Annotated in this window: 32 protein-coding genes; 24 read left to right on the top strand and 8 right to left on the bottom strand. The window is 60.0% G+C overall.

The window, feature by feature from the left end; all coding sequences use genetic code 11:
• Positions 1-87 precede the first annotated feature (87 nt).
• Together RTS12_RS07795 and RTS12_RS07790 are read left to right on the top strand one after the other, a co-directional pair.
• Positions 88-513: an OsmC family protein gene (locus tag RTS12_RS07795; protein ID WP_409455676.1), complete on the top strand. Its 426-nt coding sequence runs from the start codon at positions 88-90 to the stop codon at positions 511-513.
• Entirely contained in the window at positions 513-1,331 is an 819-nt protein-coding gene (locus RTS12_RS07790) for a transglutaminase family protein (RefSeq protein WP_312527133.1), read from the top strand. The genes RTS12_RS07795 and RTS12_RS07790 overlap by 1 nt, the downstream gene beginning before the upstream one ends.
• Before the next feature lie 18 nt (positions 1,332-1,349).
• Here the strand turns inward: RTS12_RS07790 and RTS12_RS07785 are convergent, their stop codons facing one another.
• Together RTS12_RS07785 and RTS12_RS07780 are read right to left on the bottom strand one after the other, a co-directional pair.
• Positions 1,350-2,945 carry a peptide chain release factor 3 gene (locus RTS12_RS07785; protein WP_312527131.1) on the bottom strand — a complete coding sequence of 532 codons (1,596 nt, stop codon included), beginning with the start codon at positions 2,943-2,945 and terminating at the stop codon, positions 1,350-1,352.
• Between the two features lie 31 nt (positions 2,946-2,976).
• Complete coding sequence (locus tag RTS12_RS07780; RefSeq protein WP_312527129.1) at positions 2,977-3,726, bottom strand: NAD kinase; 750 nt, start codon at positions 3,724-3,726, stop codon at positions 2,977-2,979.
• Between the two features lie 159 nt (positions 3,727-3,885).
• On the opposite strand from RTS12_RS07780, the gene glyA reads away from it, so the two are divergent.
• A complete protein-coding gene (gene glyA / locus RTS12_RS07775; RefSeq protein ID WP_312527127.1) occupies positions 3,886-5,169 on the top strand; it encodes a serine hydroxymethyltransferase in 1,284 nt (427 codons plus the stop codon).
• Between the two features lie 50 nt (positions 5,170-5,219).
• Here glyA and RTS12_RS07770 read toward each other — a convergent pair whose 3' ends face one another.
• Complete coding sequence (locus tag RTS12_RS07770; protein WP_312527125.1) at positions 5,220-5,600, bottom strand: hypothetical protein; 381 nt, start codon at positions 5,598-5,600, stop codon at positions 5,220-5,222.
• Positions 5,601-5,689: 89 nt separating this feature from the next.
• Here RTS12_RS07770 and RTS12_RS07765 point away from each other — a divergent pair, with 89 nt between their 5' ends.
• Complete coding sequence (locus tag RTS12_RS07765; protein WP_312527122.1) at positions 5,690-6,457, top strand: alpha/beta fold hydrolase; 768 nt, start codon at positions 5,690-5,692, stop codon at positions 6,455-6,457.
• On the opposite strand, the gene RTS12_RS07760 is transcribed toward RTS12_RS07765, so the two are convergent.
• The 3 genes from RTS12_RS07760 to RTS12_RS07750 all read right to left on the bottom strand — a co-directional run bounded on the left by RTS12_RS07760 (position 6,449) and on the right by RTS12_RS07750 (position 9,849).
• On the bottom strand, positions 6,449-6,769 hold the full coding sequence (locus tag RTS12_RS07760) for a hypothetical protein (protein WP_312527120.1): 321 nt from the start codon (positions 6,767-6,769) through the stop codon (positions 6,449-6,451). The two genes, RTS12_RS07765 and RTS12_RS07760, sit on opposite strands and share 9 nt — an antisense overlap.
• A 323-nt stretch (positions 6,770-7,092) precedes the next feature.
• The gene (gene lepA / locus RTS12_RS07755; RefSeq protein WP_312527118.1) at positions 7,093-8,892 is read right to left on the bottom strand and encodes a translation elongation factor 4; all 1,800 of its coding nucleotides are present in this window, start codon (positions 8,890-8,892) and stop codon (positions 7,093-7,095) included.
• 51 nt (positions 8,893-8,943) lie between these two features.
• Positions 8,944-9,849 (bottom strand): DMT family transporter, encoded by a 906-nt coding sequence (locus RTS12_RS07750; protein WP_312527116.1) that lies wholly within the window; start codon positions 9,847-9,849, stop codon positions 8,944-8,946.
• 105 nt (positions 9,850-9,954) lie between these two features.
• Here RTS12_RS07750 and RTS12_RS07745 point away from each other — a divergent pair, with 105 nt between their 5' ends.
• The 3 genes from RTS12_RS07745 (at position 9,955) to RTS12_RS07735 (ending at position 11,325) form a co-directional block, all read left to right on the top strand.
• On the top strand, positions 9,955-10,140 hold the full coding sequence (locus tag RTS12_RS07745; protein ID WP_312527114.1) for a heavy-metal-associated domain-containing protein: 186 nt from the start codon (positions 9,955-9,957) through the stop codon (positions 10,138-10,140).
• Positions 10,141-10,320: 180 nt separating this feature from the next.
• Positions 10,321-10,626: a hypothetical protein gene (locus RTS12_RS07740; protein WP_409455675.1), complete on the top strand. Its 306-nt coding sequence runs from the start codon at positions 10,321-10,323 to the stop codon at positions 10,624-10,626.
• Between the two features lie 6 nt (positions 10,627-10,632).
• Positions 10,633-11,325, top strand: coding sequence for an NAD-dependent deacylase (locus tag RTS12_RS07735; RefSeq protein WP_312527112.1), 693 nt, complete (start codon positions 10,633-10,635; stop codon positions 11,323-11,325).
• Between the two features lie 60 nt (positions 11,326-11,385).
• On the opposite strand, the gene phnF is transcribed toward RTS12_RS07735, so the two are convergent.
• Entirely contained in the window at positions 11,386-12,108 is a 723-nt protein-coding gene (phnF, locus tag RTS12_RS07730) for a phosphonate metabolism transcriptional regulator PhnF (protein ID WP_312527110.1), read from the bottom strand.
• A gap of 87 nt (positions 12,109-12,195) precedes the next feature.
• Between phnF and phnG the strand changes: the two genes are divergently transcribed.
• From phnG to RTS12_RS07690, 8 genes are all read left to right on the top strand, one after another.
• Positions 12,196-12,639, top strand: a complete 444-nt coding sequence (phnG, locus tag RTS12_RS07725; RefSeq protein ID WP_312527108.1) for a phosphonate C-P lyase system protein PhnG — start codon at positions 12,196-12,198, stop codon at positions 12,637-12,639.
• Positions 12,636-13,214, top strand: coding sequence for a phosphonate C-P lyase system protein PhnH (gene phnH, locus RTS12_RS07720; protein WP_312527106.1), 579 nt, complete (start codon positions 12,636-12,638; stop codon positions 13,212-13,214). Before phnG ends, phnH begins: the two co-directional genes overlap by 4 nt.
• Entirely contained in the window at positions 13,214-14,290 is a 1,077-nt protein-coding gene (locus RTS12_RS07715) for a carbon-phosphorus lyase complex subunit PhnI (protein ID WP_312527104.1), read from the top strand. The genes phnH and RTS12_RS07715 overlap by 1 nt, the downstream gene beginning before the upstream one ends.
• Positions 14,283-15,122: an alpha-D-ribose 1-methylphosphonate 5-phosphate C-P-lyase PhnJ gene (locus RTS12_RS07710; RefSeq protein ID WP_312527102.1), complete on the top strand. Its 840-nt coding sequence runs from the start codon at positions 14,283-14,285 to the stop codon at positions 15,120-15,122. The genes RTS12_RS07715 and RTS12_RS07710 overlap by 8 nt, the downstream gene beginning before the upstream one ends.
• Before the next feature lie 62 nt (positions 15,123-15,184).
• Positions 15,185-15,958 carry a phosphonate C-P lyase system protein PhnK gene (gene phnK, locus RTS12_RS07705; protein WP_312527098.1) on the top strand — a complete coding sequence of 258 codons (774 nt, stop codon included), beginning with the start codon at positions 15,185-15,187 and terminating at the stop codon, positions 15,956-15,958.
• A gap of 1 nt (position 15,959) precedes the next feature.
• Positions 15,960-16,643, top strand: coding sequence for a phosphonate C-P lyase system protein PhnL (gene phnL, locus RTS12_RS07700; RefSeq protein WP_312527097.1), 684 nt, complete (start codon positions 15,960-15,962; stop codon positions 16,641-16,643).
• The gene (gene phnN, locus RTS12_RS07695) at positions 16,640-17,188 is read left to right on the top strand and encodes a phosphonate metabolism protein/1,5-bisphosphokinase (PRPP-forming) PhnN (protein WP_312527095.1); all 549 of its coding nucleotides are present in this window, start codon (positions 16,640-16,642) and stop codon (positions 17,186-17,188) included. The genes phnL and phnN overlap by 4 nt, the downstream gene beginning before the upstream one ends.
• Positions 17,185-18,324, top strand: coding sequence for an alpha-D-ribose 1-methylphosphonate 5-triphosphate diphosphatase (locus RTS12_RS07690; protein WP_312527093.1), 1,140 nt, complete (start codon positions 17,185-17,187; stop codon positions 18,322-18,324). Before phnN ends, RTS12_RS07690 begins: the two co-directional genes overlap by 4 nt.
• Positions 18,325-18,337: 13 nt before the next feature.
• On the opposite strand, the gene RTS12_RS07685 is transcribed toward RTS12_RS07690, so the two are convergent.
• Positions 18,338-18,877, bottom strand: coding sequence for a hypothetical protein (locus RTS12_RS07685; protein WP_312527091.1), 540 nt, complete (start codon positions 18,875-18,877; stop codon positions 18,338-18,340).
• Positions 18,878-19,137: 260 nt separating this feature from the next.
• Here RTS12_RS07685 and RTS12_RS07680 point away from each other — a divergent pair, with 260 nt between their 5' ends.
• From RTS12_RS07680 to RTS12_RS07640, 9 genes are all read left to right on the top strand, one after another.
• Positions 19,138-19,341 carry a hypothetical protein gene (locus RTS12_RS07680; RefSeq protein WP_312527089.1) on the top strand — a complete coding sequence of 68 codons (204 nt, stop codon included), beginning with the start codon at positions 19,138-19,140 and terminating at the stop codon, positions 19,339-19,341.
• A gap of 823 nt (positions 19,342-20,164) precedes the next feature.
• A complete protein-coding gene (locus RTS12_RS07675; protein ID WP_312527087.1) occupies positions 20,165-20,506 on the top strand; it encodes a hypothetical protein in 342 nt (113 codons plus the stop codon).
• A complete protein-coding gene (locus tag RTS12_RS07670) occupies positions 20,506-20,931 on the top strand; it encodes a hypothetical protein (protein WP_312527085.1) in 426 nt (141 codons plus the stop codon). Before RTS12_RS07675 ends, RTS12_RS07670 begins: the two co-directional genes overlap by 1 nt.
• Positions 20,928-21,140: a hypothetical protein gene (locus tag RTS12_RS07665; protein WP_312527083.1), complete on the top strand. Its 213-nt coding sequence runs from the start codon at positions 20,928-20,930 to the stop codon at positions 21,138-21,140. The genes RTS12_RS07670 and RTS12_RS07665 overlap by 4 nt, the downstream gene beginning before the upstream one ends.
• Complete coding sequence (locus tag RTS12_RS07660; protein WP_312527081.1) at positions 21,137-21,892, top strand: hypothetical protein; 756 nt, start codon at positions 21,137-21,139, stop codon at positions 21,890-21,892. Before RTS12_RS07665 ends, RTS12_RS07660 begins: the two co-directional genes overlap by 4 nt.
• Entirely contained in the window at positions 21,889-22,122 is a 234-nt protein-coding gene (locus RTS12_RS07655; protein ID WP_312527079.1) for a hypothetical protein, read from the top strand. The genes RTS12_RS07660 and RTS12_RS07655 overlap by 4 nt, the downstream gene beginning before the upstream one ends.
• A complete protein-coding gene (locus RTS12_RS07650) occupies positions 22,119-22,349 on the top strand; it encodes a hypothetical protein (protein ID WP_312527077.1) in 231 nt (76 codons plus the stop codon). The genes RTS12_RS07655 and RTS12_RS07650 overlap by 4 nt, the downstream gene beginning before the upstream one ends.
• Positions 22,346-22,546, top strand: a complete 201-nt coding sequence (locus tag RTS12_RS07645) for a hypothetical protein (protein WP_312527075.1) — start codon at positions 22,346-22,348, stop codon at positions 22,544-22,546. The genes RTS12_RS07650 and RTS12_RS07645 overlap by 4 nt, the downstream gene beginning before the upstream one ends.
• A 514-nt stretch (positions 22,547-23,060) precedes the next feature.
• Complete coding sequence (locus RTS12_RS07640; protein ID WP_312527073.1) at positions 23,061-23,996, top strand: Hint domain-containing protein; 936 nt, start codon at positions 23,061-23,063, stop codon at positions 23,994-23,996.
• Positions 23,997-24,172: the final 176 nt, after the last annotated feature.

Here is a 24,172-nt window from a genome sequence, read left to right as displayed (position 1 = left end):
CCGCGCGTTCCGATAGGCGCTTGAATGAACCCGCACAAGCCTGCGCGCGTTTGCCCTGTGATTCAGCTTTTGATGTGACAGGAGGAAATGATGATCACCAAGACAGGTTCAGCGCATTGGCAAGGCGATCTCAAGACCGGCAATGGCCAGATCTCGACGCAGTCAGGCGCATTGAAGGATCAGCCCTATGGCTTCAACACTCGCTTTGAAGGCAAGCCCGGCACCAACCCCGAGGAATTGATTGGCGCCGCGCATGCCTCGTGCTTTTCGATGGCGCTGGCCAATATGCTGACCGAAGCAGGGATCGGCGGCGTCAGCATCGACACCTCAAGTGCCATCGGCCTTGATAAGGATGCCAGCGGCTTTGTCATCAAGACCGCCCATCTGACCACGCGCATTCACGCCGATGCCGAGCCCGAGAAAATTCTGGAAATCGCCCGGCAGGCCAAGGCAGGTTGCCCGGTCTCTCGCGTGATGAATGCCGAAATTACCATGGATGCAACGGTGGTCTGATGCTGATCCGGTATGGCTACCGGATCTCGATCGAGACCACGGGGCCGCTTGCGCTGATTACCCAGATGACAGCCCGCCCCGAGCGGCGGATGGATCTGCGGCACGATGAAACGTTGCGCAGTTGGCCCGAGGTTGCCAAATCCACCTATACCGATGGATTTGGCAATCTTTGCACCCGAATGACGGCGCCGGGCGGGCTGTTCGTGATGGAAAGCGATGCGCTGATCGCTGACAGCGGCCTGCCCGATCCCATCGCGCAAGACGCCCAAGAGATCCCCGTTTCGCAGCTTCCTGACGAGGTCCTGATCTATTTGCTGGCCTCGCGCTATTGCGAAACCGATCTGATGGGTGATTTCGCCTGGGAGACGTTTGGCGCATTGCCCCCGGGCTGGGCGCGCGTTCAAGCGGTGGTGGATTGGGTCCATGCCAATATGCGGTTTGACTATCAAGCGGCCAATCCACGCCGCACCGCCTATGGCGCCTTGCAAGATCGCGCGGGGGTCTGTCGCGACTTTGCCCATCTGGCAATCACGATATGCCGCTGCCTGAATATTCCCGCGCGCTATGTGAATGGCTATCTGGGCGATATCGGCATCCCGCCCGAGCCCGTGCCGATGGATTTTGCCGCTTGGATGCAGGTCTGGCTTTCAGGCCGCTGGTGGACTTTTGATCCGCGCAATCACATCCCAAGGGTGGGCCGGATCGTCGTGGGCGTGGGTCGCGACGCCACCGATGTCGCATTGGTGTCCAGCTTTGGCCAGCATCGCCTCAAAGAATTCAAGGTCTGGACCGATGAGGTGACCGAGACCGCCCCATAGGCGATCCCGGCCAGAGGCTTAGACCATCATTTCCTTGGTCGCCGTCAGGCGCAGGTCCGGATAATCGCGCTGAACGCGGTCGATGTCCCACTGCAGTCGGGTCAGATAGACCATGTCGCCGTCGTGATCTTGCGAGATGTGCTGTTTGTTGGTGTTCACAAAGGCCTCGACCTTGTCCTTTGGTCCCGACAACCAGCGCGCCGAGGTGAATTGCGAGGGCTCGAAACGAACCGGCAGGCCGTATTCGATCTCGATCCGGCTGGCCAGAACCTCGAACTGCAATGCACCGACGACACCCACGATAAAGCCCGAACCGATCATCGGCTTAAAGACTTTCGCAGCCCCCTCTTCGGCAAATTGCATCAGCGCCTTTTCCAGATGCTTGGCCTTCATCGGATCGCCCGCACGCACGGTTTGCAGCAATTCGGGCGCAAAGCTTGGAATGCCGGTAAAGCGCAGGATCTCGCCCTCGGTCAAAGCATCGCCAATGCGCAGCTGGCCATGGTTGGGAATGCCGATGATGTCGCCGGCCCAAGCCTCTTCGGCCAATTCGCGGTCGGCGGCCAAAAACAGAACCGGGTTCGACACGGCCATCGGCTTTTTGGTCCGCACATGCAGCAATTTCATGCCGCGTTCAAAATGCCCCGAGGCCATGCGCACAAAGGCCACCCGGTCGCGGTGCTTGGGGTCCATATTGGCCTGAACCTTGAAAACGAAACCGGCAACGCGGCTTTCCTCCGGGTTCACAACCCGTTCGGCGGCCTTTTGCGGCTGGGGCGCGGGGCCAAAATCGCCGATCCCGTTCATCAGCTCGCGCACGCCAAAGCTGTTGATCGCCGATCCGAACCAGATCGGGGTCATATGCCCTTCAAGAAAGGATTGCGCGTTGAAGGCCGGCAAAAGCTCGCGGGCCATTTCGACCTCTTCGCGCAGCTTGGCCAGCATATCGGCGGGAATGTGTTCGGCGAGTTTTGGGTCATCAAGACCTTCGATCTTGATCGATTCCGCGACCTTGTTGCGGTCGGCCCGGTCCATCAGCTCGAGCCGGTCGTTCAAAATATCGTAGCAGCCCAGAAAATCGCGACCCGATCCGATGGGCCAGCTGGCAGGCGCCACGTCGATCGCCAGATTCTCCTGAATCTCATCGATGATCTCGAATGTGTCGCGCGCCTCGCGGTCCATCTTGTTACAGAAGGTCAGGATCGGCAGATCGCGCAGACGGCAAACCTCGAACAGCTTGCGGGTCTGCGATTCGACACCTTTTGCGCCGTCAATCACCATGATCGCCGCGTCCACCGCAGTCAGCGTGCGATAGGTATCTTCGGAAAAGTCGCTGTGGCCGGGGGTGTCGACCAGATTGAAGCGATATTGCCCGTATTCAAAGCTCATGGCCGAGGCCGAGACCGAAATGCCGCGGTCCTGCTCCATCTTCATGAAGTCCGAGCGCGTCCGTCGCGCCTCGCCTTTTGCGCGCACCTGTCCAGCCATCTGAATGGCGCCGCCGAAAAGCAGAAACTTCTCGGTCAGGGTGGTTTTACCGGCGTCCGGATGCGCGATGATCGCGAAAGTCCGGCGGCGGGCGATTTCGGGCGGGAGCGAGGCACGGTTTTCCATCTGCGCCCTTTAGCGCGCCGCGCGTCCAGCCTCAAACAAATTGTTCGCGGATCAGCCGTTCCTCAAGTCCGTGACCGGGATCAAACAGCAAACGGTGCTGAACGGTGTCATCAGAGCTGACCTCGACCCACAAAACCGAGCTGACCCCGCGCGAATCCGCATCCGCCATCACCGGGCGCTTTTGCGGGTCAAGCACATCAAAGCGCACCTTGGCCGCCTTGGGCAAAATCGCACCGCGCCAGCGTCTGGGACGAAAAGCCGCGATCGGGGTCAGTGCCAGCACATCCGAGCCGATCGGCAAGATCGGTCCATTGGCCGAATAGTTATACGCGGTCGAGCCCGCAGGCGTCGACAATATCGCACCATCGCAGACCAGCTCGGCCAGCCGCTCGCGGCCATCGATGGAAATCGCCAATCGCGCAGCCTGAGAGCCCGCCCTCAAAAGGCCGACCTCATTGATGGCCAGCCCGCGATAGATCTCGCCCTCAACCGTCTCGGCCGTCATCGCCAGCGGATTGATCACGGTCTCTTCGGCTTCGTGAATGCGGCGGGGCAGATCATCAATGTCGAATTCATTCATCAAGAAGCCGACGGTGCCGCGATTCATCCCGTAGACGGGAAGGCCGCCGTTTTGATGCATGACACTTAGCATCAGGCCATCGCCCCCCAAAGCCACGACGACATCGGCCTGATCCAGTGCCACATGACCATAGCGTTTCGACAGCAGGTAATTCGCCGCCTCGGCACTTTCGGTGCCGCTTGAAATGAAGTGAAGTTTCATAACGCCCCGCTTGCCCTCTTCCGCCCTGTAAGACCTAGGACGTGCCGGCCTAGTATCTACCGCTGACCCGTCGCAACCGTCCTAGCAAACTTGACCGAAAGCCGATAGAACCTCGACGAGCGAAACCGCAACCGCATCACGAGAGGATATAAGGGCGCGATGACCGATACCGGATTCTTCACCGAGGCACTAGAGACCCGCGACAACGCCATTTTCACCGCAATCGGCCAAGAACTTGGCCGTCAGCGCGATGAGATCGAGCTGATCGCATCCGAAAACATCGTCAGCCGCGCCGTGCTGGAGGCACAGGGCTCGGTTCTGACCAACAAATATGCCGAAGGTTATCCGGGCAAGCGCTATTACGGCGGCTGCCAATATGTCGACATCGTCGAGACGCTTGCGATCGATCGCGCCAAAGAACTGTTTGGCTGCGAATTCGCCAACGTTCAGCCCAACTCGGGCAGCCAGATGAACCAGGCCGTCTTCCTGGCGCTTTTGCAGCCGGGCGATACCTTCATGGGGCTGGACCTGAACTCGGGCGGGCACCTGACGCATGGCTCGCCGGTGAACATGTCGGGCAAGTGGTTCAATGTCGTCAGCTACGGCGTGCGTCAGCAAGACCAGCTTCTGGACATGGAAGAAGTGCGCCAAAAGGCCCATGCCTCCAAGCCCAAACTGATCGTTGCGGGCGGCACCGCCTATAGCCGCGTCTGGGATTGGGCCGAGTTCCGCAAGATCGCGGATGAGGTTGGCGCTTATCTGATGGTCGACATGGCCCATATTGCGGGTCTTGTTGCGGGTGGCCAGCACCCCTCGCCGTTGCCCCATGCCCATGTCGTGACCACCACGACCCATAAATCGCTGCGCGGTCCGCGCGGCGGCATGGTTCTGACCAATGACGCGGATATCGCGAAAAAGATCAACTCGGCGGTGTTCCCCGGCCTTCAGGGCGGTCCGCTGATGCATGTCATCGCCGCCAAAGCCGTGGCTTTCGGCGAGGCTTTGCGCCCCGACTTCAAGGATTATGCAGCTCAGGTCGTGAAAAACGCACAAGCCATGGCTGATGAGCTGATGAAGGGCGGCATCGATATCGTCTCGGGCGGCACCGACAACCACCTGTGCCTGGCCGACCTGCGCCCCAAAGGCGTGACCGGCAAAGCGACCGAGGCTGCTCTGGGCCGCGCTCATATCACCTGCAACAAGAACGGCGTGCCGTTTGACCCTGAAAAGCCGTTCGTGACGTCGGGTGTTCGCCTTGGCGCACCGGCCGGCACCACGCGCGGGTTCAAAGAAGCAGAATTCCGTCAGATTGCACGTTGGATCGTCGAAGTCGTCGACGGTCTGGCCGCCAATGGCGAAGCTGGTAATGCCGAGGTTGAGGCCAAGGTCAAAGCCGAAGTCGAAGCCTTGTGCCAGCGTTTCCCGCTTTATCAGGGCATGTAAGCCCATTGGGCCGGTCATTTCCGGCCCAAATACGACCCCTCTGTCGCGGCCTAGATCTGGCCGCGACGGATCATCACCCAAAGCGTGATGGCGCCGATCAATAGCAATGCCAGCGCAAGACTTGCGCCAAGGCTGATCGCCCGACCCTGCAAACGCGCACCCTTGCCGATTGGCTTCAAATAGCCGACCAAGGCAAGATACGCTTTCTCAACCTTTTGAAAATCTTGCTGTTTTCCTAGTTTCGGCTGGTTGATCCGCTGATCAGCCTGGGCCAGAACCTGTGCCTGCCTGCGCAATTTGCGTGGCAAGGCCCCGCCCCTTTTGCGCAGCATCACCGCCAGATCGGCGGATTGCCCCCGCCGCAATCCCCCAAAACGCGACGCCATCAGCGCCGCTACCTCATCGGCCTTGCTGCGGATATCTTCGATCACGGTCCCTGCCTTTCCCTTGTCGCGGGCAAAATAGCGCGACTGGTCCAGCGCCGCCAGTACCGCTAAATTGCCGAAAAAGGGGAAGCGAGATGCTGCATTTTTCAACGATGGGCGAGGCCACCGATCTGCCTCCGGTGCTGCTGGCGCATGGGCTTTATGGTGCGGGAAAAAACCTTGGCGGCATTGCCAGGCGGCTATCGGCTGACCGGCTGGTCATTTCGGTCGATATGCGCAACCACGGCGACAGCTTTCACAGTGCCGATCACTCTTATCGCGCCTTGGCCTCGGATCTGGCCGAGTTGATTGCTGCAAACGGCGGTATCGTCGATCTGGTCGGACATTCGATGGGCGGCAAGGCTGCGATGGTCACCGCACTGACGCGCCCCGAACTGATCCGCCGCCTTGTCGCGCTGGATATTGCGCCCGTTGCCTATGGTCACAGCCAGCTTGGCCTGATCGATGCAATGGAAGCAATGGACCTGAACCAGCTTAAGTTGCGATCAGAGGCTGATCGCCGCCTGGCCGCGCGGATCAAGGATCCCGGCGTTCGCGCATTTTTGCTGCAATCGCTGGATCTGAAGGTCGAGCCGGCGCAATGGAAAATGAACCTTGCTGCTTTGCGCGCCAATATGGATCAGATCGTCGGATGGCCGAATGGTCTTGTGCCCGGCGCCTTTTCCGGCCCGGTCATGGTCCTTGCGGGGGATCAATCCGATTATTGCCAGCCTGATGGTGTCGCGGCCATTCGCCATTATTTCCCCCAGGCCGAGATCGACTTCATCCAAGGCACCGGCCATTGGCTGCATGCAGAAAAACCAGAAATCATCGGTGAGCGTCTGGCCCGCTTTCTAAGCTGAGCCCTGCCCCTGATCACAGCGCAGCGACAATCGCGCTTCGGCTGTATCGCCGGGAATGCGGGTGCGCAGGCTGTTGGGAATGACCCGACAGCCTGTCGTCTGCTCGGCCGCCCGCTCCATCAGGGCGGGAACGGCTGCGCGCGCGCTGCGGGTCAAATAGCCAAGGCGGATCACCTCGGCATCGGCCCCCTTGTGAAAAACCGCGAATCGGATGCCCTCGAGCGTGATGTCGTGACGCACCGCCCCAAAAAATTCCGGTGCAGGAGAGGCGCAGGCCGCAAGCAAAAGGGTAAGGGCAAGATATCTGATCATGGCGCCAGATTATCACCCGCCAGTTAAGCCAAAGTTAAAGCTTTTGGGTCAACGTAAGGCACAGGCAAACATCTTGCCAAACCCTGACATGGGCAGCCCTGCCCCCTAAAACCGGAGCCAGACATGCGCGCCTTTTTATCCTGCCTTTTGGCCCTGTCCCTTGTGGGACTTGCGGCCTGTCAAACTGGGCAAGGGACGCAAGGCCAGCTGCAATCCGGGCACAAAGCCATAACCACGCCGGGGAAAACCTATAGTTCAGACCCGCGCCCCTAAGGGGATGGCCACCTGCCGCGCAAAAAGAAAGGGCGCCGAAGCGCCCCGTCTTAATTGTCCATCTTGAGCGCCTGAATAAAGGCAGTCTGCGGGATTTCGACCTTGCCGAACTGGCGCATCTTCTTTTTCCCGGCCTTCTGCTTTTCCAGCAGCTTCTTTTTACGCGTCGCGTCGCCGCCATAACATTTCGCGGTCACATCCTTGCGCATGGCCGCCAATGTCTCGCGGGCAATGACCCGGCCGCCGATCGCGGCCTGGATCGGGATCTTGAACATATGTCGCGGGATCAGGTCTTTCAGCTTTTCGACCATGACACGGCCACGCGCCTCGGCGCGGTCGCGGTGGACCATGATCGACAAGGCATCGACCGGCTCGTCATTCACAAGGATCGACATCTTGACCAGATGGTCCTCGCGGTATTCCGAGATCTGATAGTCGAAGCTGGCGTAACCTTTGGTTACCGATTTGAGACGGTCGTAGAAATCGAAAACGACCTCGGCCAGCGGCAGGTCATATACCGCCATCGCACGCGAACCGGCATAGGTCAGATCCAGCTGGATACCGCGACGGTCCTGGCACAGTTTCAAAACATCGCCCAGATACTCATCCGGGACCATGATCGTGGCCTTGATGCGCGGCTCTTCGATGTGATCGACATAAGTCAGGTCGGGCATGTCGGCGGGGTTGTGCAGATCGCGCACCTCGCCGTCTTTCATGTGCAACTTGAACACAACCGACGGCGCGGTGGTGATCAGGTCCAGATCATATTCACGCTCAAGCCGGTCGCGGATCACCTCTAGGTGCAGCAGCCCCAGAAAGCCGCAACGGAAGCCGAAACCAAGGGCTGCCGAGGTTTCCATCTCGTACGAGAAGCTTGCATCGTTAAGCGCCAGCTTTTCGATCGCATCGCGCAGATCGTCGAAATCAGCGGCATCGACAGGGAAAAGACCACAGAAAACAACGGGCTGTGCGGGTTTGAAGCCTGGCAACGGCTCGACCGCGCCTTTGCGTTCATGGGTGATCGTATCGCCGACACGTGTGTCACGCACCTGCTTGATCGAAGCCGTAAAGACGCCGATTTCACCCGGTCCAAGTTCGGCAATATCCTGCATCTGCGGGCGCAGAACCGCCAGCTTATCGATGCCATAGACTGCGTTGGTCTGCATCATCTTGATGCGGTCGCCCTTTTTGACCACGCCGTCCATGACGCGGATCATGACGACAACGCCCAGATAGGCATCATACCAGCTATCGACCAACATGGCCTTGAGCGGCGCATCGCGCTCGCCTTTGGGCGCGGGCAAACGGGTCACGATCGCCTCGAGGACATCGGGGATGCCCAGACCGGTCTTGGCCGAGATCTCGACGGCATCAGATGCGTCGATGCCGATGACGTCCTCGATCTGTTCCTTGACGCGCGCGGGTTCGGCCGCAGGAAGGTCGATCTTGTTCAGAACCGGCACGATCTCGTGGCCAGCATCAATTGCCTGATAGACGTTGGCAAGGGTCTGCGCCTCGACCCCTTGGGTCGCATCCACGACCAAAAGCGAGCCCTCGACCGCGCGCATCGAGCGCGAGACTTCATAGGCAAAGTCGACGTGGCCGGGGGTGTCGATCAGGTTCAGGATATAGCGCTTGCCATCCTTGGCGGGATATTCGATCCGCACCGTGTTGGCTTTGATGGTGATGCCGCGCTCACGCTCGATATCCATGCTGTCTAGCATCTGGGATTTCATGTCGCGTTCGGCGACCGTCCCCGTCAGCTGGATCAGACGATCGGCAAGCGTGGATTTCCCGTGGTCGATATGGGCCACGATCGAAAAATTTCGGATGAGATCAAGGTCGGTCATGGCGAGCCTATACAGGGCGAGAGGCGTTGCGGAAAGAGGTTTCGAGCAAAGTCAGCCCCGCGTCGTGACAAAGCCCGCCTCGCGCAATTTGCGCTGGCGAAGCTTGGCCTCGCGCCACATGGCATAACCGCCCGAACCCACGATGATCGTAGCGCCGATCAGGGTCAGAAGGTCGGGGTGTTCCCCGAAGATAATCACGGCCAGAATCAGGGCAAAGACCAGGCGCGCATAGCGATAGGGCGCCAAAGCCGAGGCCTCGCCGACGCGCGTTGCGGCAACAAGCATGGCATATCCGCCCACACCCACCGCCATACAGCCTGCAAATAGCAGGCATTGAAACGCCGTGGGCATCACGAATGTCTGCCCCAGAACAAAGCCAAGTGCCAGCGCAGCAAGGGTGATCGCCGCAAAGGCCGAGGCAGCAAGTTGATCGGAATGGATGGCTGCCGGAACATGGCGCGTGGCCAGATCGCGCAGCGCAAGTCCGACGACCGCCAAAAGCGCGAATAGCGATACCGGCTGGAACCCCTCCATTCCGGGGCGCACAACCAGCAAGACTCCCAAAAAGCCCAGGATGATTGCGGTCCAACGACGCCAACCCACGGGCTCGCCCATCAAGGCAGCGCCCATCACGATCGCCAAAGGCAGCGCCTGCATGATCGCCGAGGTCGTCGACAGCTCGGTTAGTGCCAATGCAACCACGATCCCGATCGAGCCGATCATTTCGCCGATATTGCGCACCACCACGATCGGGCGGACCAGATCGGTCGTCCACAGCTTGCCGCCCTTGATCTTGAGCATGGCTGTAAAGGACAAAAAGCCCAAGACGCCAATGATGGTCAAAACCTCGGCATAGGGCAGCTCTTGCGACAGCAGCTTGATGAACATGTCTTCGGCCGCAAACAAGATCATGGAAATGACCATCAGAATCGCGCCGCGGAAATTCTCGCTGACCATTTGCTTGCCTGAAACCTGAACGGGAGAAGATATTGCAGTTTGTATATCTTGCTGTGACGATAAGCGCATGTCCCGTCAAGGGATCGCATATCGAAAGGAGCCGTGATGAAGTTCATCGTGAACGACATGAGCTGCGGACACTGCACCGCCGCCATCGAAAAGGCCGTCGCCGAGGCTGGCGGCACCGCCAAGGCCGATCTGGGCACCCATACCGTCCAGGTCGAGGGGTTGGACCCCGCCGTGGCCGAGCAAGTGATTCGCGAGGCTGGATATTCCCCCCTGCCCGCATAAGGAAAGTCCTCGGGCCGCAGCGGAAAATCTTGGGCTTGACTCGTATAGGTTCAACGACTTGCACCCAGTCACGCTTTGATTGAGCGAGATTAACGCTTCTGTTATCTTATTCAGGTTACGAAAGGCGGAGCAAAGAGGGCGCAAGGCCCCTTCCGCTGGGGCTAGTCCGAGGAGACAGAGATGATGAACCGCCTGACGATTGCCGCGATTGCGGTGGTCCTGACAACGCCATTTGCCGTCGCCGGACCAATTGATTCCGCCTGTGTGAAATCCGATCGCGGCGCGCGCAATGCGCCGCTATGTGGCTGCATTCAGCAGGTTGCTGATATGACGCTGTCGCGCTCGGATCAGCGCCGTGCCGCGCGCTTCTTTGTCGATGCCCAACAGGCTCAAGACGCGCGCATGGCCAAAAGCGATTCTGAAAACGCCTTTTGGGCACGCTACAAGAACTTCGCCAATACGGCCGAAGCCTATTGCGCAAACTGATCTGTAATGCGGATCGCCGTTCTGACCGGGGCGGGGATTTCCGCTGAAAGCGGGCTGCGTACCTTTCGCGCAAGTGACGGCCTATGGGAGGATCACCGCATCGAAGATGTGGCAACCCCCGAGGCCTTTCAGCGCGACCCCGAACTTGTGCACCGCTTTTACAATCAGCGCCGCCAGGACGCCGCAGCCGCCCAGCCCAATGCCGCCCATCAGGCATTGGCCAAGCTGGCACGTCACGTCAACTTGACGCTGATCACTCAAAATGTTGACGATCTGCATGAACGTGGCGGCTCAGATCGCGTCATTCACATGCATGGTTCTTTGGCAGGTGCGCTTTGCGCGGGCTGCGATCATCGCTGGCCCGCCCCATTGACCATGCATCCTGCGGACCGCTGCCCCGCATGTGCCAAACCACTAACGCGGCCAGATATCGTCTGGTTCGGCGAGATGCCCTATCAGATGGAAACCATCTGGGAGGCCGTAGCAAAGGCCGATATTTTCGCAGCAATCGGCACCTCGGGGCAGGTTTATCCGGCGGCGGGGCTGGCCCAGCACGCACGTCGCTGCGGTGCCCATACGGTCGAACTGAACCTTGCAACCTCGGCAGTCAGTCGCGATTTCGACACCCATTACGAGGGGTTGGCCAGCATGGCCGTGCCCGAATGGGTCGAGACGGTCATTGCCATGGGACAGCGCTAGGCCCGCCCACCACGCCGCTGGCAGGCCACCGCAGCTGTAACGGGCTCAAGCATGCCCGCGTCAGGGGGCGTCAGGGCGCATCAGCAATGAGACACGCTCGGCCACGAACCAGGTAATGCCGTATTCGACCGGCACGCCACGCGGATCGGCATTGACCCCACGCGTCACAATCAGCGCCGCGCCTTCGCGCAAATGCAGCCGCGTGGCTTGGGCCAGGCTGGCTGTCTCGGCATCCAGACGCGTTTCAAACCTTGTGTAATCCGTGACCCCGACATGGGCCAACGCCTCGGTGACCGATGACAGGCGCCGCAACGCCTCGTCAAAGCCGGGCAATCGCGCCGCCGGAAAGGCCGAGCGAAAAGCCGCAATCGGCTCATCATCGGCGGTCGAGATCCCCTCGGCCACGAAGACCTGAGCGCCCGTTGGCAGGGCCAGGGCTTCTGCCTCAGCTTTGGTGGCCACTTGCAAGCGCACAAAATCCAGCCGCCTGCCCGGCAATCTGCCCGCCAGAGCAAGGTTTTGGTGAAAGCGCACGCGATTTCCCAACGGATATTCCACGGGCCGCATGGCCACAAACACCCCCGCCCCGCGCCGCGAGCGCACCAGCCCTGCCTCGTCCCCTTCAGCAACAGCGCGCCTGACCGTATGGCGATTGACCCCGAACCTCAGTGACAGCTCTGCCTCGGTCGGCAGCTGATCGCCCGGCCGCAAAGATCCCTCGGTCAGATCGATTTTCAGCGCATCTCGGATCGATTGCCAAATCGCAGGGCGTGGGGCTGTCATGTAAAATTCACAACTCTGTTGTTGAGAAGGGATGCGGCGCGGGTTAGTACTTGTCTAGTTGTATAGATAGCTGGACAGACTCACAAGATGTCTATTGCCCCTCAGATGACACGACGCGATTGGATGGGTCTGCTTGCGCGCAGCAAGCCCGCTCGTCTGACCGCACTCTTTCCCGAAATTCCCGCCCATAGCCTGACACGCGCCCCCGAAATTGGCACGGTCATGGTGCAGGGCCGCAGCGGAGGAACCGGCGCGCCCTTTAATCTGGGCGAGGTCACGGTCACGCGCTGCACCCTGCGCCTTGGCGATGGCCGCATCGGACATGCCTATGTGCAGGGCCGCGACAAGATGCATGCCACACGGGCCGCCGCGCTGGATGCCCTGCTGCAAGGCAACGAAGGCGCCGATCTGCACCGCGATGTGCTGGCGCCTTTGGCCCAGGATGAGGCCGATGCGCGGCAGGCCTTGGCCGAGAAAGCGGCAGCCACCCGCGTTGATTTCTTCACCCTTGTACGAGGAGAGGATGCATGAGCCTGCATGATAGCGCCCTAAGCGGCGGCTTCACTGACCCGGCATCGCAATCTGCCCGCGCCTTTCGCGAGGTTTTGCAGGCCCTGTCACGCCCCGGCCAACCCCGACTGATCGAGGGTGCGGCCCCGCCCGCCCCGCTTTCACCCTCAGGCGGCACCTTGGCCTTGGTGCTTTTTGACCGCACCACGCCTGTCCTTCTGGCGGGGACGCATGATTGCGCATCGCTGCGCGACTGGCTGACCTTTCACACCGGTGCACCCTTGACCCAAGACCCCGCAGAGGCCGCCTTCGCATTGGGTGATTGGTCGTCGCTGCACCCGTTGCTGGCCCGGTTTGCGATCGGCACCCCGGAATATCCCGACCGGGCAACCACGGTGATCGTGGATGGACCAATCGATGCGCGGCCCGTGACGCTGTCGGGACCGGGGTTGGCCGCTCCTTTGGCCTTTGCTTTGCCCGAGCCTGCATTTTTTGCCCAGAACGGGGCCCAGTTTCCGCTGGGGCTGGATTTCTTCTTTACCCAAGGGGCACAGGTCACCGGCCTGCCCCGCTCTAGCCGGATCGAGGTGCGCTGATGTATGTCGCAGTCAAAGGCGGCGAAAAGGCGATTGCCGCCGCGCATCGCTGGCTGGCCGATGAAACCCGAGGGGATCGGCAAGAGCCCCGCCTGAACCCCACACAGATCGCCGATCAGCTTGCGCTTGGCGTCGCCCGCGTCATGGCCGAGGGCTCGCTTTACGACCCCGAGCTGGCCGCGCTTGCCATTGCACAAGCGCGCGGCGATCTGATCGAGGCCATTTTCCTGATCCGTGCCTATCGCACGACCTTGCCGCGTTTTGGAAATTCAGCCCCGATCGATAGCGCGGAAATGGCCGTCAGCCGGCGGATCTCGGCGACGTTCAAGGATGTACCGGGCGGCCAGATTCTTGGGCCGACCTTTGATTACACCCACCGCTTGCTGGATTTCGCGGCAATGGCCAATGGCGATGTCGCGCCAGCCCAGCGCGAGGCAGCGACCCCCGCCACGGTGCCACATGTGCTGGATTTCCTGAACAAGGACGGGGTCATTCAAGATGAGCCGCGCGAAGACACCCCCCCTCCGGATCTGACGCGCGCACCCCTAGAGTTGCCGGCCAATCGCGCCTTGCGCCTGCAGGCCTTGGCCCGCGCCGATGAGGGATTCTTATTGGGCCTGGCCTATTCGACCCAGCGCGGCTACGCGCGCAACCATGCCTTTGTCGGTGAATTGCGCATCGGCGAGGTTGCGGTCTCGCTGGATATTCCCGAATTGGGTTTCGCCATCGATTTTGGCGTGATCGAGGTCACGGAATGCGAGACGGTCAACCAGTTTGGTGGCTCGAAAAAAGAACCGCCGCAGTTCACGCGTGGCTACGGGCTGAGCTTTGGCCAGACCGAGCGCAAGGCGATTTCGATCGCGCTGGTGGATCGGGCTTTGCGCTGGGAGGAACTGGGCGAGGATTTCGCCGGGGCGCCCGCTCAGGATGAAGAATTCGTTCTCAGCCATTGTGACAATGTGCAGGCAACGGGTTTTCTGGAACATATCAAACTGCCGCATTATGTGGATTTCCAGTCCGAACTGGAGCTGATCCGTCGTTTGCGGCGCGAAGCGCAAGAGGCCCTCAATGCGTGACGACGCCTATAACTTCGCTTATCTGGATGAAGATACCAAGCGCATGATCCGTCGTGCGATCCTGAAAGGGATTGCCATTCCGGGCTATCAGGTGCCCTTCGCCAGTCGTGAAATGCCGATGCCCTATGGCTGGGGCACAGGGGGCGTGCAAGTGACCGCCGCCTGCCTGATGCCTGAAGATGTGTTAAAAGTGATCGATCAAGGCGCGGATGACACGACCAACGCCGTATCGATCCGCAGCTTTGTCGCCCGGACGGCGGGGATTGCCACCACAGAGCATACCGCCGATGCCACCGTCATTCAGACCCGCCACCGCATCCCCGAACATCCGCTGAGCCAGGATCAGATCCTGGTTTATCAGGTGCCGATCCCCGAACCTCTGCGCTTTCTTGAGCCGCGCGAGACCGAAACCCGCCGCATGCATGCCTTGGAGGATTACGGGCTGATGCATGTGCGCCTTTATGAAGATATCGCGCGTCACGGCGCCATCGCCACCGCCTATGCCTATCCGGTAAAAGTGGCCGATCGCTATGTCATGGACCCTTCGCCGATCCCGAAATTTGATAACCCCAAACTGTCCATGAACCCCGCCGTGCAGCTTTTTGGTGCGGGCCGAGAGCAGCGCATTTATGCTCTGCCGCCCTTTACCAAAGTCGAGAGCCTTGATTTTGAGGATTACCCATTCGAGGCCAGCAAGGCCGAGCATGACTGCGCAATCTGCGGCGCGCGCGACAGCTATCTGGACGAAGTAATCACCGATGACACGGGCGGGCGAATGTTTGTCTGCTCGGATACGGATTACTGCGCCTCGCGCATGGAGGAACGGGCATGAACATGGCACTGGCCGGAGCCTCCGGCGGGGATATTTCAGGCATGAGAGAGGATGCGCGAGCCATGACAGATGAGACATCGCCTGCCCCATTGTTGCGGGTCGAAGGTGTGACCAAGCTTTATGGCGGCCGAGTTGGTTGCCGCGATGTCAGCTTCGATCTGTGGCCGGGCGAAGTCATGGGGATCGTCGGGGAAAGCGGCTCGGGGAAATCGACGCTGTTGTCTTGTTTGGCGGGTCATCTGACCCCAGACCACGGACGTGTGATTTATGGCGGGCGTGACACGCTGAGCATGGCCGAAACCGAGCGGCGCCACCTTGGGCGCACGGATTGGGCGTTTGTTCATCAAAACCCCCGTGATGGTTTGCGCATGGGCGTCAGCGCTGGGGGCAATGTCGGTGAGCGGCTGATGGCCATTGGTGCGCGCAATTACGGCGCCATCCGCAGCACCGCCGAGGATTGGCTGGGTCGGGTCGAGATCGATCCGGGGCGAATTGACGATCGGCCGCGACAGTTCTCGGGGGGGATGCAGCAACGGTTGCAAATCGCGCGCAATCTGGTGACTGGTCCGAAGCTGGTGTTTATGGATGAGCCGACGGGCGGGCTGGATGTCAGCGTTCAGGCGCGGCTTTTGGATCTGCTGCGCGGTCTGGTTCGGCGGATGGGACTTTCAGCGGTGATCGTCACCCATGACCTTGCAGTGGTTCGTCTTTTGGCCGACCGCATCATGGTGATGAAAGGTGGCCATGTCGTCGAGGCAGGTTTGACCGATCAGGTTCTTGATGATCCGCGCCACGCTTATACCCAGCTTCTTGTCTCTTCAGTCCTGCAGGTGTGACATGATCCAAATCTCTCAGGCAGGAAAAGAATTCATCCTGCACAATCAAGGCGGTGTCGTGCTGCCGGTTCTGGCCGGTGCCGATCTTTGCGTGAAGGCGGGCGAATGTGTCGGATTGACCGGGGCCTCGGGCTCGGGGAAGTCGACGCTGATGCGCATGGTTTGGGGCAATTACCGCACAGATCAAGGGGCGGTGGTTGTGGGCGATCTGGATCTGGCGACAGCCGAGCCGCGCCAGATCATTGCCTTGCGCCGCCAGACCCTGGGCTATGTCAGCCAGTTTTTGCGCGTTGTACCCCGCGTTCCCACCATCGAGGTCGTGGCCGAGCCCTTGTTGAACCTTGGCGTGGCGGAGCAGTCCGCACGGGATCGCGCGGCCGAGCTGTTGACGCGGCTCAACATTCCCGAGCGGCTTTGGTCGCTTTCGCCCACGACCTTTTCGGGTGGTGAGCAGCAAAGGGTCAATATTGCGCGCGGCTTTGCCCATCCCTATCCGGTCTTGCTGCTGGATGAACCCACAGCCAGCCTGGATGCCGCCAACCGCGAGACCGTGCTGACGCTGATCGAAGAGGCCAAGATGCGTGGCGCCGCGATTCTGGGGATCTTTCACGACGAGCCGGCACGGGCGCGCGTCTGTGACCATCTGGTCGATGTCACCGCCTTCACGCCAAGGCGCGCGGCATGAGCGCAGGTCTTGCCATAGCCGTCGTCGGGCCATCCGGCGCCGGCAAGGATACGTTGATGAGCGCGGCCGCCCAGGCCGAGCCAAAGCTGTATCCGGTGCGCCGTATCATCACCCGCGACGCTGATGCCGGAGGCGAGGATTTCGAGCCTGTCACCCAGGGCGAATTTCTGCGTCGAAAAGCGGCGGGGGATTTCGCTTTGTCTTGGGGCGCACATGGGTTGTTTTACGCCATACCCAATCATGCGCGTGATCTGGCCGCGTCAGGGACCGACGTGATGATGAACCTGTCACGCGGCGCCCTGGCTGAGGCAAGCGTGATCTTTCCGCGATTGCTTGTGCTTTACATCCAGGCCCGCCCCGAGATACTGGCCGCTCGGCTTGCCGCCCGCGGTCGAGAGACGGCGCAAGACATTGCTGCCCGAATTGAGCGCGCCAGCAAATGGGCAGATGGGCTGCCACTGCCTGTGACCACCATCGATAATTCGGACGGGTTAGAGCCCGCCCTGAACCAGTTTTTGACCGCCATCCGCAAGGCAAGACCATGACCCGCACCATCCTCGCCAATGCCCGCCTGATCCTGCCCGATGCCGTCGTAACTGGTGGTATCGTGATCGAAAATGGCCTGATCGCCGAGATATTCACAGGCTCTGCCCTGCCCGAGGGCGCGATTGATCTGGGGGGGGATTATCTTGCTCCGGGTATGGTCGAGCTGCACACCGACAATCTTGAGGGGCACCTGCAGCCCCGTCCGGGTGTGAACTGGCCCCATGCCAGTGCCATCCTGGCCCATGATGCCGAGCTTGCGGGCTGCGGCATCACCACGGTTTTCGATGCGATGCGCGTGGGCTCGATCACTTCGGAAAATCAGACCGATTACGCCAAATACGCCCGCGCCCTTGCGACCGAGCTGATGGAGATCCGTGGCAAGAATGCCCTAAGGATCAGCCATTTCCTGCATCTGCGCGCCGAGGTCTGTTCCGAGACGTTGATCGACGAGATCGACGAATTTGGCCCCGATGACCGCGTCGGCATCATCAGCCTGATGGACCATACCCCCGGACAGCGCCAATTTCGCGATGTCTCGAAGCTGGCGCAATATGTGAAGGGAAAGCACGGGCTGGATGACGCGGGCTTTGAGGCCCATGTCGCCCATCTGCAAGAGTTGCGGGCGCGCTTTGGCGATCTTCACGAGGCGCATGCCGTGGCCAAGGCCAAGGCGCTTGGCGCGGTTCTGGCCAGCCATGACGATACCACCAGCGAACACGTTGCGACCTCGGCCAGCTACGGCATCCAGCTGGCGGAATTCCCAACCACAGCCGAAGCCGCAAAGGCCTGTCACGATCATGGGATCATGGTGATGATGGGCGCGCCCAATCTGATCCGGGGTGGGTCGCATTCGGGCAACGTCTCGGCGGCGGAACTGGCGCGAAACGGGCATCTTGACGTGTTGTCGTCAGATTACGTGCCCGCAGGTCTGCTACCCGGGGCCATGATCCTGGCCAGGATTTGGGACGATCTGCCCCGTGCGATCGCCACCGTCAGCGCCAATCCTGCGCAGGCGACCGGGCTGACGGATCGTGGCCAGATCAAGACCGGTCTGCGCGCCGATCTGATCCGCTTTGGCATGTTGGAAGAAACGCCGGTTTTGCGTGAAACCTGGGTCAAAGGCTCGCGCGTCTAAATCAAAGGCAATGTCATGACGAAGGCCAGAGCGGCAATGCTCTGGCCTTTTTTATGTTGGCGGTAATTTGACATGACCCAAGCAAGGCGCGATCCGCCTGGCGCATTGGCACGGCTGCTTGGGTCAGATCCCCGCCTGTCTCCCGATTGGGACCGCAGCCGCGACCATCGCGACTGCTGTTATCGTCGCGATAGGTAGCCACCGGCGGGCAGCCGCTGCCCGAGCCATTTTTGCGATGCTCGCTTTTTTTGCGATCATGATCGCGACGGTCGCGGTCATGGCGGTCACGATCATGACGATGGTCGCGGTCACCCTTGTGGGCATGATCCTTGTTTTTGTTGTGCCCCTTGGCCCAACCGGGCCGGGTCACACAGCGGCGCTCGGTATGGTGGGCGCGTTTGGGGGAAACCTCACGGCCATGACGATCCACATGCACCGTATAGCATTCGCGGTGGTGGGGCTTGGATTGGTTATCCCGTGCCAGTGTCGGCGTCGCCATCGTCGCTAGAATAGTGGCCGTTAGGATCGAGATAAGGGCAAGTTTGCGTTTCACGACGCGGCCTTTCTGCTGTTTCAGTCTCCGTCTTATCATTTGCTCAGAGCAGCTATTTTTTGTGGTGACAATTGCGACAGCAGCCGTTGGCGCGCGAATTCCTGCCGACGGCCACAATCAGCCGATGCGTGCCTAGCGCCAAGATTTACCAAAAACTCCAAATATTTAAGCAATTCCGACACATAACCCGGGCTTGCGCCATTGCGCCCGCGCCACAACTAAAGGATGATCGCAGCCTTAATACGAGCCGGAGAAGTAAATTGACGATCGAGAAGCCCAGTGATGCAGTGCAACTTAGCGAACTGCTGCGGGCCGGATATGGCGTCGAGGATATCGCCCAGATCAAAGGTATCCCGGTCACCGAGGTCCGAATGATTGTCAGTATCCTGCGCGAGCGCGGAGAGCTGAAATCCATGATCAGCGCCGCCCATATCGCCAAGAGCAAAGCCGCAACCAAGGCCTGAATTGCGCGGCATGTGTCAGCCGATCATGCCCAACACCTTTGCATCCCCTGCCCTCTGCCTTGGCCACATATCGATTGTGGCTTGGGATCGCGATCACCTTGGCCGTGCGCACCGCCATGCGCGGACACAGCCCCCTTAAAACCGAAGGGTTTTTCGCCGGTCATTGCCTGCATTTGCAGCGCGCCGAGGTGGGCGATCTATCCAGACAGATAAAAGGGATAATTCGACGCGGCCATCCGCCCTTGGCGTTCATGTCGCAAGCGGTGATCCGTTTTGCGCGTCAGAGCCATCGACAAGGGACCATCAGTAATGCCCGGCCACAGGTCGCTGTTGCAGCGATCTGCCGGTCAGGCTTTTGGTCTTTGGTTTTAGGGGGACCATGGTAGCGGAGGAGGGTTTCAACCGATCCCCCCGCCTGCCCGATCCCGTGTTCATACTGCGTTACGCTGCATAACCTCAGATGGAGCGCATGATGCAGACCGCCCTCACCACGCCCCTCGCGGGCGACCGTCAACACGTCCCGACCGATCAGGCAGCGCCGGAGCGCGTGTTCATTGTATGGCCAAGTGACAACGGGTGCGGGCTCGCCTTCACTGTGCCTAGCAAATCTGGCCAAATGCGAACCGAATACATCCGCGCCGATCTCTCCGCCCCCCCTGCGCCTGCCCGCGAACGGTGCGGGAGCTGCGGCGCGTTTGGTCGCAAATGCTACGGCAATGGCCCGGAAGGCCCTGACTGCGACGAGTGGATCGGGGAAACAGACGGTCGAGCCTGCTGTTATGCGTGCTATGGGTCCGCCCCCGCGCCTGCCGAGGTCGAGGGGATGGTTGCAGCGCTGATCAAGGCGGATCGTGGCCATGATCCGGGCACGTTGTTCACCGAAGCCGCCACCGCCATGACCGCGCAGCAAGCCGAGATCGAGCGGCTGCGGGGTGAGGTAGCCGAGGAAAGTGCTATGCTTGAACAGTCGTTTCAGGCCTCTGAAGACCTTGCCGTCATGCTCGCCAAAGCCAACGCCCGCGCCGAGAAGGCAGAGGCCGAGCGGGATGAACTCATCGCGGCAATCGGAGATTGGGCGCGACCGACCGGATCCAACGGAATGACAACCCCGTCAGAGCATCACCCGCTCATAGTTGCCCGAGCGAAACTCAAGGGGGACGTGTGATGGTGGACGGCTTTGACGACGATATGACCCGTTGCCCGTGCTGTGATGGCGAAGGCTATTTTTACCATGGCGACGAACCGAAAAGCCCATGGGGTGACGCGGCCACCATCGCCCGCCTGACCGCAGAGCTTACCCAAGCGCGGGCAGAGGCCGTGGCGGCGTATGAGAGCGCTGTCTGGCAAGTCCGGTCATCAGTTCCGGGGCACATGCTTGTGGGTGATACCGAGCGCATTTGCGATGCCATCCGCGCCCTCGCCACCGAACCCGGCACCACCGCCCTTGCCGAGATCATCCGTCGGGCTGCCGCCGCAGAGACGCGGGCCTGTGCGGAGGTGGCCGCGAATTGGTGGATGAATCCACAATGTGAGCGACCGGACATCGCCATCCTCGCCCGCATCGACCAGCGCAAGGGGGCGGGCGAATGAGCATCCAAATTGATCTGTGGGCAGGAGAGTTACACCAGAGGCTCGCCTCTACCGCTTATACCGATAGCTGGTTGGAGGCGGCAGGTATCATTCAAGAGGCCGTGGAAGCGGGGATGCTCGCAAACGTCGTCCACTCAGATTTCATAGCCCCAGAACATAAACAAAAAGCTGCGCTTGCTGCTATAATCGCCAAGGAACTCCGCCAATGACCACCACCCCAACCGACGCCGCACGGGTAAGCGGCACGATCAAGGCGCTGGATCGCCCCAGCCCAGAAAACTCAACTTGGACCATTTGCCCTGAAACTCTGATCGCCATACGTGACGCTGCTGAGGGCCGGTGCGATGAACTGGACCTTGAGCACGTCGAGGCAATCGCTCTCGCAGTAGAGGCTAGAATCCTCGCCGCGATCCAGCCACACCCCGAGCCGAAAAACCCCGACGACGAGGCTGTTGATCGGTTCGCAGCGGCCATGAAAACCAAGCTGCGGAAAAAGCGCGCCGAAGGACGCAGCGGCTGGGATGGGCCGGAATGCGATGCGAATATCCTGACACGATTACTGCGCGAGCATGTCGAGAAAGGCGATCCACTGGACGTTGGCAATATCTCCATGATGCTGCACCAGCGCGGCGAGCGCATACAGACAGCCCCGGAGCCGCAGCCTGTGGCGTGGATTCACACCATGCACTATGAGCCGGGATGCGGTGAAATGGTGTCAGTGACGCTTGATCCAGATCACCCTTTCGGGGTTCCCGGTAAGGATTTCGGAGCCAGTTACGCAGTGACTTCGCAGCCCCTTTACGCCACCCCGTCCAGCGCGGGCACGGTGAGCGTCGAGGCTGCGATTGGGGCTATTTCAGGGGTTCCAACACTCAGAACTAATATGTTCGGCCCGAAATACATCTTGCGTGACGAGGCCTTTACCGCCCTGCGCGCCCTTGCTGGGGAGGGAGAGCGGTGACGGACGAGCATCACCTTGAGCCAATCAGCACCGTCGAGGTCGCGGCGCTGCTGGTCACCTGCGGCATGTGCGGCAGCGGCGTCCTGATCGAGTATGAGGCATTGGATACCGAGGCCGGTCGCGTGGAGCCAGAGCACGCTTTCGAGGACTGCCCTGAATGCGGGTTCGGCATGGACGCGACCGCCGCAACATTCTCGGCAATGCTGGCTGCGCGGGAGGGAGAGCGGTGAGCGAGATTGCTGAACCATACCGGACCATGTTCCGCAACGCCAAGATCCAGATCGCTATCAGGGAAGCCACGCAGCCGCACTATTCACGGATCATGGGACTGTTCATAAATGGAGAACACACGCCAATGACCCGCGATGATGTTGCCCGCGATTTCGGCGAGGCCGCTGCCACGAAATGGGAAGGCATCCGGGCCGCGATCGCTGAGTTCCTGGACGCGACAGAATGACCGCGCCAGCCCGCTACGGCAACCGGCGCGTGCCGAAGATGCTGGCCGAGATCAACGCCCTTCGCCGCGTCATTGCGGCCGAGGGCACGCCGAACATCCAAGACGCTTGGGACAAGGTCGAAGAGCATATCGACTTTGCCTATGGGCGGGTGGCACAGGGTACAACCAGAGGTGGTTCACCTGATTCCGACGGCTAGATATGTGTCAATTTGCGCAATAAATAGCTCAACAAACCTTCCATTTGTCTATCCATTTAGGCAGCTTCCTCAGCGCTAGATATGCGGGTTATACCTTAGTCGTAGTTGTAACGATCTAGTTGTTTTATTCAGTGCCGTGGTAACGAGTCGGCAGTGGACTACGCCTAAGAAACGCGTTTCAACTGACCGGCTTGTGTCTGCTGTCTGCGTAAGCCGGTCAGCCAAATCCGCCTTCACATTTCCGACACACCCGCCATAGAAGCCGCGCTTCAGGTTCCCTAACCTACGAGCGTGACCAGGTGCGGTATTGGCTTCCGCTGCGACGGCCGATGCACCGAGAGGATCTTTGTCGAAGTTAGCGCGCATCGAGGTACCGCCGCGTCAAAGAAGTCACAGCGAAGCTTCTTCAAATCCCGTTCCCTGAAAATCCATACAAATCAACGGACATATCTTGCATATTGATAATGTCTATATTAGTCCTCCCCCATCTGTCTGACTAATTGAAAGAGCTACGATGGTTGACAAAACGATAGATGCAAACGTCTTTGGATCATTTTACGAGAACGTGGGCAATAACGGCTCGGATGATCGTGTCACGGTAAATATTGGGCCCAACTTTAGTGGAACAATTACGGTTGACTCACAGCCTAGCGACGGCGAATACGACAGCACGATCATTAACATCCCCGAGGGCTGGACCCTCAAGATCGTAAACATTAACGAGGATAGCAGTACAGAGAACCCTTCCTACAAGGATTTCTCATACGAAGTCCTCAATGCAGATGGTCAGTCGGTCGGTACGTTGAGCATCCGCGCGAACAATATCCAGGGTGCGCCTTGTTTTGTGACGGGAACCCTGATCGAAACCTCAAGTGGTGCCGTCCCAGTTGAAGCAATCGCGGTTGGCCAGCACGTATGGACAAAAGATCGCGGTCTGCAGGAAGTTAGATGGATTGGTCGCCGACACATTTCCACGCAGTCGCTTGCTGCATGCCCAGACCTGCTGCCGATTCGTATTCAGGCTGGAGCGCTCGGTAACAACACCCCCACTTCTGACCTGCTGGTTTCCCCGCAACACCGCATCTTGGTTCGCTCCCAGATTGCTCAAAAGCTCTTTGCAACTGACGAGGTGCTCGTAGCCGCGAAGCAGCTACTGCAGGTCCAGGGCATCGATATCGCGAAAGATCTTAACGAGGTGGAATACTTCCACATTTTGTTCGAAAATCACGAGGTCGTTCTTTCCAACGGCGCCGAAACCGAGTCACTGTATACCGGTCCAGAGGCTCTCAAGCTCGTTGGCCCCGCTGCTCGTGCCGAGATTTTCAAGCTTTTCCCAGAGCTTGAAGACCGCGATTACACAACCGCCCCTGCGCGCCAGCTGTTGTCCGGCCGACAAGCTCGGAAGCTTGCTGTTCGCCATGTGCAACACGATAAACCTTTAGTCATGTAAAAGATGTTGAAGATGGGCCGCAGTCGCGGCCCATCTTTAGTCGAAAGCGCCGGCCCGCCCCAGCACACCGGACAGCTGATCCAGCCCCGCTCCTTTCGCAATTTCCTGCAGCTTGGCCTTCGCCAGATTTCCCAGCACCTCTGCCCGCGCATCAAGGCAGATCACCGCGTCGGGCA

Source organism: Paracoccus sp. (in: a-proteobacteria) (assembly GCF_032007265.1).
Taxonomy (GTDB): Bacteria; Pseudomonadota; Alphaproteobacteria; order Rhodobacterales; family Rhodobacteraceae; genus Paracoccus.
The sequence above is the reverse complement of the archived record's forward strand: the minus strand, read 5'-3'. Positions and strand labels throughout refer to the sequence as shown.